Origin of the sequence: Streptomyces prasinopilosus (assembly GCF_001419695.1) — a bacterium.
Lineage (GTDB): Bacteria > Actinomycetota > Actinomycetes > Streptomycetales > Streptomycetaceae > Streptomyces > Streptomyces prasinopilosus.
On record NZ_LIRG01000371.1, the window covers coordinates 1 to 8,888 of the forward strand.

Below are 8,888 nucleotides of genomic sequence, written 5' to 3' on the forward strand. Positions count from 1 at the left end.
TGGTGGCGGTGGCGGGGGTGACGCGTTCCCGAGGCCGGTGGCCGCCGGGCTCAGCCACGACGGCGTACTTGCCGGAAGGCCGCCGCCCCGAGCAGCGCCACCACGGCGGCCCCGGCGACGAGACCGAGGGAGGGGCCGCCGGACTCCCCGGACTTGTCGGACTCCCCGGACGCCGGGGAACCGGTGTTCTCGGTGCCGTCCTCCGTCTCCTTCCCGGACGCCGACGCGCCCGCGCCGGGCTCCGAGCCCGTCCCCGACACCTGCTCCCCGCACCCGCGCTGCGGGTATCCGGCGATGGCGCACAGCAGGGCGCTGCTGTCGTAGCGCAGGGGTCCGGCGACCGAGGCCAGGGCCTCGGCGGTGCTGGCGTCCGGGGCGACCCGGGCGCAGGCGGTGCGGCGGGCGGGCGGGGTCTCGCCGGACGGGGCGTCGTGGGCCGTACCGAAGTCGAGGACGAGGGCGACCCGCTTGCTGCCGTCCCGCGCCGGGGTCTTCGCGCAGACGGTGTCGAAGTCGGCGGCGCCCCGGGGCTGCGCCGAGTCGTCGGACTCCTCGCTGACGGCGAAGCGGAAGCCCTGGACGTCGCCGTCGGCGGGGCGGGCGACGGACGGGCCCTGGGTGGCGTACGTCCACCCGTCACCGCCGAGGTCCCAGAAGGACCAGTACCGGTAGCCGGCGGCCTGCGCCTGGCCCGCGCCCGCCAGGAGGGGCAGGAGCGCGGCCAGGAACAGGACGAGGACCCGGCCGGCCCGGCGGGTCACGGCTGCCGCCTCTTCTTCCGGCTGCTCACCAGGACGCCGGCGCCGGCGGCGGCGACCAGGAAGGCCCCGAGGGCCCACCAGACGCCGGAGCCGGAGCCGTCCTTCTCCTTCTCGTCCGTCCGCTCCTGCCCGTTCTTCGCGCCGGAGGCGTCGGTCGCCGGCGCGGCGGGCCCGGTGGCGGTCAGCTTCTTCACCAGGTCGGTGCCGCCGAAGGCGCGCGGGTCGGTGCCCGTGGCGTGGGCGGCGAAGATCAGCTGGGCGTAGGCGGCGGGACCGCTCTGCGCGGCCCAGCCGGCGGCGTTCTCCTCCAGCCAGGCCGCGGACTTCGCGGCCGGCCCGGTGGCGCCCTGCGCCGCGAGCGCGACCACCGCGTCGGCGGTGTTGCCGTAGTCGGGCTGGTCCTCGGCGCCGGGGAGCGCGGAGACGAGGTGGCCGTCGGCGGCGAGCGCGTCCGTGAGGTGGGCGGCACCGTTGGCGGCGGCCTGCTCGGGCGTCCGGGCCTTCTCGCACGCGGCGTCCGCCGCCCCGCCCTTGCCCTTGTCCTTGCCCGGTGCGACCACCAGGCCCGCGCCGAGGGAGCCGGCCACGCCGGCCGCGGTGGCGTCGGCGTTGGCGGTCAGCTCGCCCTTCTTGCCCGGCTGGAAGGCGAAGGCGCCCGCCCCGTCGCCCTCGGCGTCGCACGGCAGCGCCAGCTTCAGCAGGGCGTCGTAGGGGGACTCGCCGCCCTTGACGACCTCGGCCGGCTCCTCGCCCGCGGCGGCGAGCGCGCCGACGACGAGGGACGTGGAGTTGGTGTCGGTGGCCCCGCCGGCCGTGTAGCCCCAGCCGCCGTCTTCGTTCTGCACGGACTTCAGCCAGTCGAGGGCCTTGCCGGTGACGGCGTCGTGCCCGCCGAGCGCGGTGAGGGCCTGCACGGCGGCGGCGGTCTGGTTGGTGTCGACCATGGTCTTGGCGTCGCACTCAGTGCCGGTGTCGGCGCGGAACGGGGCGAAGGAGCCGTCGGCGCACTGCTGGCCGGTCAGCCAGTCGACGGCCTCCGCCGGCGGTTCGACGCCCGCCGTGTGCTGGGCGAGCAGGGCCAGCGACTGGCGCCACACGCCGTCGTACTGGGGGTCGCTCTCGCCGTACAGGGCGGAGGGCAGGGCGGGCCGGGACGGGGAGGGGGACGGGTCGGCGGCAGCCGGTGCGGCGGCGCCGATCACGGCTATGGCGGCCAGGACCGCTGCGCTGCTGCGGACGTTCATGATCGGCGGGGGCCTCTCCCTGTGGGGGAGCCGGGCAGCACGGGACACCCCGGCGGCTCGGCTCCGTATCCTCGACGGTGCCGCGCACCGGCGGACCGCCGGGCGCGTGAGCCGGTCACGTTCCGTCCGGGGCATTCCGGCTCGCCGTCCCTGAGGGCGGCTCACGGTTGCGGGTCAGCGCCGGAATTGCACCGGCTTCCCCCCGTACGGGTGTGATGACGACGTGGCCACTGTACCCGCACGCGGGGAAGCGGCCGGTGGCGGCGTGAGGGGGGTGGCCGAGGTCACCCGCCGCGTACGGCGCCGCTCACACCACGGGGCGCGCCGCCGGTCCGCCCGGGGGAAGGCGGCCGCCCGGTGGGGCGGCTTCGGGTGTTCCGGACCCGTCGGCCGGAGCCCTTCGACGCCGGCGGAGGCACCGTCAGCCGGAGTCCCCCGACGCCGGCGGAGGCACCGTCAGGTCGATCAGGCGGCACACCGTTTCGATGTCGATCCTGACCTGGGCGATGGAGGCGCGCCCCGACAGCCAGGTGATGAGGGCCGAGTGCCAGGTGTGCTCGATGACGCGGACCGCCGAGAGCTGCTCCGGCGTGGGGTCCTCGAGACCCATGGAGTCCAGGATGATCGCCGTCGTCTGCCGGGAGACCTGGTCCACCTCCGGGCTCACGCCGCGGTCCGCGAACGTCAGGGCGCGCACCATCGCGTCGGCCAGCTGCGGCTCGCGCTGGAGGAAGCGGAAGGCCCGCATCAGGGTCTCGGCGACCCGCTCGGCGGCCGTCTCGCCCGTCGGCGGCTCCTTCCGCAGGGTGCCGTGCATGTGCTCCAGCTGGTCCTGCATCGTGGCCACCAGCAGGTGGATCTTGGACGGGAAGTACCGGTACAGCGTGCCCAGCGCGACCTGGGAGGACTCCGCCACCTCACGCATCTGCACCGCGTCGAAGCCGCCCCGGCCGGCCAGCCGGGCGCTCGCGCGCAGGATGCGCCGCCTGCGCGCCTCCTGTCGCTCGGTCAGGGGTGAGGCAGGAGGGGTTCGAGTGCTGCCGGCTTCCATCTTCGCCGCCTTGTCCGCCGTGACCGGCCCGTCCGGCTTCGCCGCCTCGGCCGCCTCGTCCCTGTGGGCTTCCGCGGGCATGGGCCCCGTTCCGTGACCGTCGGTGAGGATTGATGATCGGACAGCATGGCACGCATCCCGCCGTGGCGGGAATCACCTGATCCACTGTCCGCCGCGTCCCTACCTGCCGGTAGATTCGGAGCCTCCGAACGATCAACTCTGAAACTTGTTCTAGGTTAGCGTCCCGACGTAGAGTCGCGGGACCGTGCAGGGAGAAGGGGGCCCAGGGTGACCGCTGAGGCCAGTCAGGCCAGGCTCTCGCAGGGTCCGTCCTCCGACGGCTTGCGACCGCTCCGCATAGCGCTCCTCACCTACAAGGGGAACCCGTTCTGCGGCGGGCAGGGCGTCTACGTCCGCCACCTCTCCCGCGAACTCGCCCGCCTCGGACACCAGGTCGAGGTGATCGGCGCCCAGCCCTACCCCGTCCTCGACGAGGGCTACGACGGGCTGAGCCTGACCGAGCTGCCCAGCCTCGACCTCTACCGCCAGCCGGACCCCTTCCGCACCCCGGGCCGCGGCGAGTACCGCGACTGGATCGACGCGCTCGAGGTCGGCACCATGTGGACCGGCGGCTTCCCCGAACCGCTGACCTTCTCGCTGCGCGCCCGCCGTCACCTGCGGGCCCGGCGCGGCGACTTCGACGTCGTCCACGACAACCAGACGCTCGGCTACGGCCTGCTCGGCGACGTCGGCGCACCCCTGGTGACCACGATCCACCACCCCATCACCGTCGACCGCCGGCTGGACCTGGACGCGGCAAAGAGCAGGCGCAGACGCGCCTCGGTGCGCCGCTGGTACGCGTTCACCAGGATGCAGAAGCGCGTCGCCCGCCGCCTGCCCTCCGTGCTCACCGTCTCCGGCACCTCCCGCGACGAGATCATCGACCACCTGGGCGTGCGTCAGGACCGCATCCACGTCGTCCATATCGGCGCCGACACCGACCTGTTCGCGCCGGACCCGTCGGTGCCCGTCGTCCCGGGCCGGATCGTGACGACGTCCAGCGCGGACGTGCCGCTCAAGGGCCTGGTCTTCCTCGTCGAGGCACTGGCTGAGGTCCGCGCCGAACACCCCGGGGCGCACCTCGTCGTCGTCGGCACGCGCCCCGCCAAGGGCCCCGTCGCGCAGGCGATCGAGCGGCACGGGCTCGGCGGCGCCGTCGAGTTCGTCAAGGGCATCTCGGACGCGGAACTGGTCGACCTCGTGCGCTCCGCCCAGGTCGCCTGCGTACCGTCGCTGTACGAGGGCTTCTCGCTGCCCGCAGCCGAGGCCATGGCCACCGGCACCCCGCTGCTCGCCACCACCGGCGGCGCGATCCCGGAGGTCGCCGGCCGTGACGGCGAGACCTGCCTGGCCGTCCCGCCCGGCGACGCGCAGGCGCTGGCCGCCGGGCTGAGCCGGCTGCTCGGCGACCCGGAACTGCGCGCGCGCCTCGGCGCCGCCGGACGGGAGCGCGTGCTGCGGCACTTCACCTGGGCCCGCGCGGCCGAGGGCACGGTCGCCCGCTACCGCGAGGCGATGGCCCGCGCGGGCGGGGCCGCTCCGGCCGCCGCCCCCGCCCCCGCGCCCGGCCCGGAGCCCGTGGCGGCCGGTGCGGCGGCCGAGGGCGTCACCGTCCCCGGGGCGGTCCGGACGCCCGCCGCAGAAGAACCCGTCACCTCCCACCGTGAAAGCAGGGCCACGTGCTGACCGTCGACTTCTCCCGGTTCCCGCTCGCCCCGGGCGACCGTGTCCTGGACCTCGGGTGCGGTGCCGGCCGGCACGCGTTCGAGTGCTACCGGCGCGGGGCGCGGGTCGTGGCACTGGACCGGAACGCCGAGGAGATCCGCGAGGTCGCCAAGTGGTTCGCCGCGATGAAGGAGGCCGGGGAGGCGCCCGCCGGGGCCACCGCCACGGCGATGGAGGGCGACGCCCTGGCCCTGCCCTTCCCCGACGCCTCCTTCGACGTCGTGATCATCTCCGAGGTCATGGAGCACATCCCCGACGACAAGGGCGTCCTCGCCGAGATGGTCCGCGTGCTCAGGCCCGGCGGCCGCATCGCGGTCACCGTGCCGCGCTACGGCCCCGAGAAGGTCTGCTGGACCCTGTCCGACGCCTACCACGAGGTCGAGGGCGGCCACATCCGCATCTACAAGGCCGACCAGCTGCTGGCCAGGATGCGCGAGGCCGGCCTGCGCCCCTACGGCACCCACCACGCGCACGCGCTGCACTCGCCGTACTGGTGGCTGAAGTGCGCCTTCGGCGTGGACAACGACAAGGCGCTGCCGGTACGGGCGTACCACAAGCTGCTGGTCTGGGACATCATGAAGAAGCCGCTGGCCACCCGCCTCGCGGAGCGGACCCTGAACCCGCTGATGGGCAAGAGCTTCGTGGCGTACGCGACCAAGCCGCACCTGCCGCGCGCCGAGGCCGGGACCGGGGCGGAAGCCGGGACCGGGGCGGACGCGGACGCCGTGACGGCTGCCGGGGCCGGGGCGGCCGCCCCGTGACGACCCCCCGGACGGAACACCTCGTCCTGCCCGGAGTCCTCACCGCCGAGCAGGCCGCCGAGACCGCCGCCGGCATCCTCGCCGTGCAGCGCGAGGACGGGGCGATCCCCTGGTTCAGGGGCCACCACCTCGACCCGTGGGACCACGTCGAGGCCGCGATGGCCCTGGACGCCGCGGGCGCCCACGAGGCCGCCGAGCGGGCCTACCTGTGGCTGGCGGAGCACCAGCTGGCGGACGGCTCCTGGTACGCGGCGTCTGGCACCACTACCTCTCCACCGGCGACGACACCTTCCTGGACCGCCTGTGGCCCACCGTGTACGCGGCCGTGGAGTGGGTGCTGCGGCTGCAGCAGCCCGGCGGGCAGATCGGCTGGCGGCGCGACGACGACGGCACGCCCACCGCGGACGCGCTGCTCACCGGCTGCTCCTCCGTCCACCACGCGCTGCGCTGCGCCCTCGCCATCGCCGAGCAGCGGGAGGAGCCGCAGCCGGACTGGGAGCTGGCGGCCGGCGCGCTGCGGCACGCGATCCGGCACCACCCGGAGCGGTTCCTCGACAAGGACCGCTACTCCATGGACTGGTACTACCCCGTGCTGGGCGGCGCCCTCACCGACACCGAGGCCAAGGAACGGATCGAGGAGGGCTGGGACCGCTTCGTCGTCCCCGGGCTCGGGGTGCGCTGCGTGTCCCCCAACCCGTGGGTGACCGGCGGCGAGTCGGCCGAACTCGCCCTGGCCCTCTGGGCGATGGGCGAGTCCGACCGCGCGCTGGAGGTGCTCCAGTCCATCCAGCACCTGCGCGATCCGCAGACCGGCCTGTACTGGACGGGGTACGTCTTCGACGACGAGGCGATCTGGCCGGTCGAGCTGACCGCCTGGACGGCGGGCTCGCTGCTGCTGGCCGTCGCCGCGCTCGGCGGTCACGAGGCCACCTGCGCGGTCTTCGGCGGCGACCGTCTGCCGAAGGGCCTCGACCCCGACTGCTGCACCCGCGTCTGACCGGGGCGCTCCCGGCCCTCCTCGGCCACGCGGCCGGCCGTTCGGCCGGCCGGGCCGCGGGTGGAGGAGGGGTCGGGGGGTGTGCGGGGTGCGGGTCAGCGCCGGTGGAGGCTGTTGGCGATGCCGTGGCCGACGAACAGGTAGACCACCGCGGCCAGACCGTATCCGGCGACCACCCGGGCCCAGTCCTCGTCGAAGGTGAACAGGTCACGCGACCAGCCGGCCAGCCAGTTGGCCGCGTCATGGACGAACTGGACCAGTTCGTTGGCCCGGTTGGCGTCCAACAGGTACATCAGGATCCAGAGTCCGAGAATGCCGGCCATGATGTCCGCGATCACCGCGACGGCCGTCCCTGCGGAGCTGGAACCACTGCGAGTTCGTGGGGACATGGTGTCCGTCTGGCCCCGAAACCGTGGTTGAAACCCGTCGGCCGGCGGGCTCGCCGCGGCCGGCCGCGCACGGCATTGGCCCCCGCCCTTCCGGGCGGGGGCCAATGCCGTGGAGCGGGCCGGTCAGCCGCGCTGGATGCCCGCGGTGTCCTGCAGGACACCGCGACGGCCGTCCTGCGTCTGGGCGACGAGGGCCGGGCCGCGCTGCTCGACGGCCAGGTACCAGGTGCCGGGGGCCAGTTCGGCGATCGGCGTCTGCGAACCGTCCTCCGGGAACAGCGGCCGGGGCACCGGCACGGCGAACCAGAACGGCGAGAAGTCGGCGGCGGGCGCGGCCGGCCGGCCGGGCTGCTGGCCGCCGAACGGCTGACCGGCCTGACCGGCCTGACCGGGCTGCCCCGGCTGCGGCTGGCCGCCGAAACCGGCCTGCTGCGCGCCCGGGTAGCCGTAGCCGCCGGACGGCTGGGCGCCGTAGGGCTGCGGAGCGGCGGGACGGGGAGCCGGTACGAGCGAGCCCTTGAGGGCCGGGACCAGCGGGGTGGCCAGGGCGGCGGCGGCCATGACCAGCGTCGCGACGAGGGCCAGGATCAGGCCGATGCCGGCGTCGGGTCCGTCCGCGGAGGACCCGCTGGTGACGTTGTTGGCGCCGCCGGCCGGGTCGAAGATGTTGCCGAGCGCGCTCCAGGCGGCGAACACGGTGAACGCGGCGCCGAACTGGCCGAGGTCCAGGCCCGCGACCTTCGGCGGCTGCGGCAGTGCGCGGGACACGACGACGAGTGCCGCGCCGATGATGCCCGCCAGCACGACACCGAGCACGACCGGGCCGCTGCCCCACAGGTTGGGGATGATGTCGTCGGGCGCACCGTCGATCGAGTAGAGGTCGAGGAACGACGCGATGAACAGCAATACCGCTGCTCCGATCACCACGCCGTCGCCTCGAGTGAGGGAGCGGATATTCACTTCAGGTCCTTCTCGGTCGTCTCGTCGTCGGCAGAGGCGTCGCTGTCACCACGTCACCCTCGGGGCCCGGTGGGAAGCGCGGGGTGACCCCTCATCGTGGGAACGACACTATCGTCCGCACGATCGGGCTGTCCGCCCGGATCCGCCCGTCTACCCCTACCCGCGCAGGAAACTCACGATTCCCTCGGAGATCCCCCGCGCCGCCTTCTGCCGCCAGGCACCGCTGGTCAGAAGTGCCGCGTCCTTGCTATCGCGCATGTTGCCGCACTCGACGAACACCTTGGGAACCGTTGACAGATTGAGACCGCCCAGGTCCTCACGCGTGACGAGGCCGGTGCCGCCGCCCACGTAGTTGGACGGGCCGTTGCCGGTGGCGCGGACGAAGTTGCCCGCGATGCGTTCGCCGAGGTCGCGGGACGGCCCGACGATGGCCCGGGTGTCGGCGGCGCCGGAGTCCACGGAGCCGGGCAGGATCACGTGGAAGCCGCGGTTCCCGGTGCCCGAACCGTCCGCGTGGATCGACACGGCGGCGTCCGCCCCGGCCTCGTTGCCGATCCGCGCGCGTTCGTCGATGCACGGCCCGAACGGCCGGTCGTCGTCCTGCGTCAGCTTCACCGTGGCGCCCTGCTCCTCGAGGAGCGCGCGCATCCGGTGGGCGACGTCCAGGGTGAACTCGGCCTCGCTGAAACCGTCGTCGGTGGATGTGCCGGTGGTGTCGCACTCCTTGGAGTGCGTCCCGACGTCCACCCGGCGGTTGATCTCGGCGGTGTGCCGGAAGTTGCCCGGGTTGTGCCCCGGGTCGATGACCACGACCTTCCCCCTGAGCGGCCCGGTCCCGGCGGACGCGGACGGGGAGGTGGAGCCGGGGGAGGTGCCCGGCTTCTCGCCGTCCGACCCGTCGGGCCCGTCGGACCCGCTGGGCGACGGGGTGCCCGGGGAG

The 8,888-nt window shown here is 74.4% G+C and carries 8 protein-coding genes, 1 pseudogene and 1 riboswitch; of the genes and pseudogenes, 3 read left to right on the plus strand and 6 right to left on the minus strand.

The window, feature by feature from the left end; all coding sequences use genetic code 11:
* Positions 1-50 precede the first annotated feature (50 nt).
* From AOK18_RS16470 to AOK18_RS16480, 3 genes are all read right to left on the minus strand, one after another.
* Positions 51-761 (minus strand): SCO2322 family protein, encoded by a 711-nt coding sequence (locus tag AOK18_RS16470; RefSeq protein WP_055694863.1) that lies wholly within the window; start codon positions 759-761, stop codon positions 51-53.
* Complete coding sequence (locus tag AOK18_RS16475; RefSeq protein ID WP_055694864.1) at positions 758-2,005, minus strand: prenyltransferase/squalene oxidase repeat-containing protein; 1,248 nt, start codon at positions 2,003-2,005, stop codon at positions 758-760. The genes AOK18_RS16470 and AOK18_RS16475 overlap by 4 nt, the downstream gene beginning before the upstream one ends.
* A gap of 129 nt (positions 2,006-2,134) precedes the next feature.
* Positions 2,135-2,207, minus strand: a riboswitch (cobalamin riboswitch).
* A 219-nt stretch (positions 2,208-2,426) separates the two neighbouring features.
* A complete protein-coding gene (locus AOK18_RS16480) occupies positions 2,427-3,056 on the minus strand; it encodes a TetR family transcriptional regulator (RefSeq protein ID WP_055694868.1) in 630 nt (209 codons plus the stop codon).
* A gap of 288 nt (positions 3,057-3,344) precedes the next feature.
* Here AOK18_RS16480 and AOK18_RS16485 point away from each other — a divergent pair, with 288 nt between their 5' ends.
* The 3 genes and pseudogenes from AOK18_RS16485 (at position 3,345) to AOK18_RS16495 (ending at position 6,599) form a co-directional block, all read left to right on the plus strand.
* Complete coding sequence (locus AOK18_RS16485) at positions 3,345-4,802, plus strand: glycosyltransferase family 4 protein (protein WP_055694865.1); 1,458 nt, start codon at positions 3,345-3,347, stop codon at positions 4,800-4,802.
* On the plus strand, positions 4,796-5,602 hold the full coding sequence (locus tag AOK18_RS16490; protein ID WP_055574342.1) for a class I SAM-dependent methyltransferase: 807 nt from the start codon (positions 4,796-4,798) through the stop codon (positions 5,600-5,602). Before AOK18_RS16485 ends, AOK18_RS16490 begins: the two co-directional genes overlap by 7 nt.
* Positions 5,599-6,599, plus strand: a pseudogene (locus AOK18_RS16495) (prenyltransferase). The gene AOK18_RS16490 and the pseudogene AOK18_RS16495 overlap by 4 nt, the downstream one beginning before the upstream one ends.
* 95 nt (positions 6,600-6,694) lie before the next feature.
* On the opposite strand, the gene AOK18_RS16500 reads toward AOK18_RS16495, so the two are convergent.
* From AOK18_RS16500 to AOK18_RS16510, 3 genes are all read right to left on the minus strand, one after another.
* Positions 6,695-6,988 carry a hypothetical protein gene (locus tag AOK18_RS16500; RefSeq protein WP_055571000.1) on the minus strand — a complete coding sequence of 98 codons (294 nt, stop codon included), beginning with the start codon at positions 6,986-6,988 and terminating at the stop codon, positions 6,695-6,697.
* 123 nt (positions 6,989-7,111) lie between these two features.
* On the minus strand, positions 7,112-7,948 hold the full coding sequence (locus tag AOK18_RS16505; protein WP_055694866.1) for a DUF5336 domain-containing protein: 837 nt from the start codon (positions 7,946-7,948) through the stop codon (positions 7,112-7,114).
* A 156-nt stretch (positions 7,949-8,104) separates the two neighbouring features.
* Positions 8,105-8,888 (minus strand): N-acetylmuramoyl-L-alanine amidase (locus AOK18_RS16510; RefSeq protein ID WP_055694867.1); only part of this gene is annotated, 784 nt, incomplete at its 5' end.

Bases quoted from the DNA above. Each gene is read 5' to 3' on its own strand.
- AOK18_RS16475 (WP_055694864.1), bottom strand. From the start codon at position 2,005: ATGAACGTCCGCAGCAGCGCAGCGGTCCTGGCCGCCATAGCCGTGATC.
- AOK18_RS16480 (WP_055694868.1), bottom strand. From the start codon at position 3,056: ATGGAAGCCGGCAGCACTCGAACCCCTCCTGCCTCACCCCTGACCGAG.
- AOK18_RS16500 (WP_055571000.1), bottom strand. From the start codon at position 6,988: ATGTCCCCACGAACTCGCAGTGGTTCCAGCTCCGCAGGGACGGCCGTC.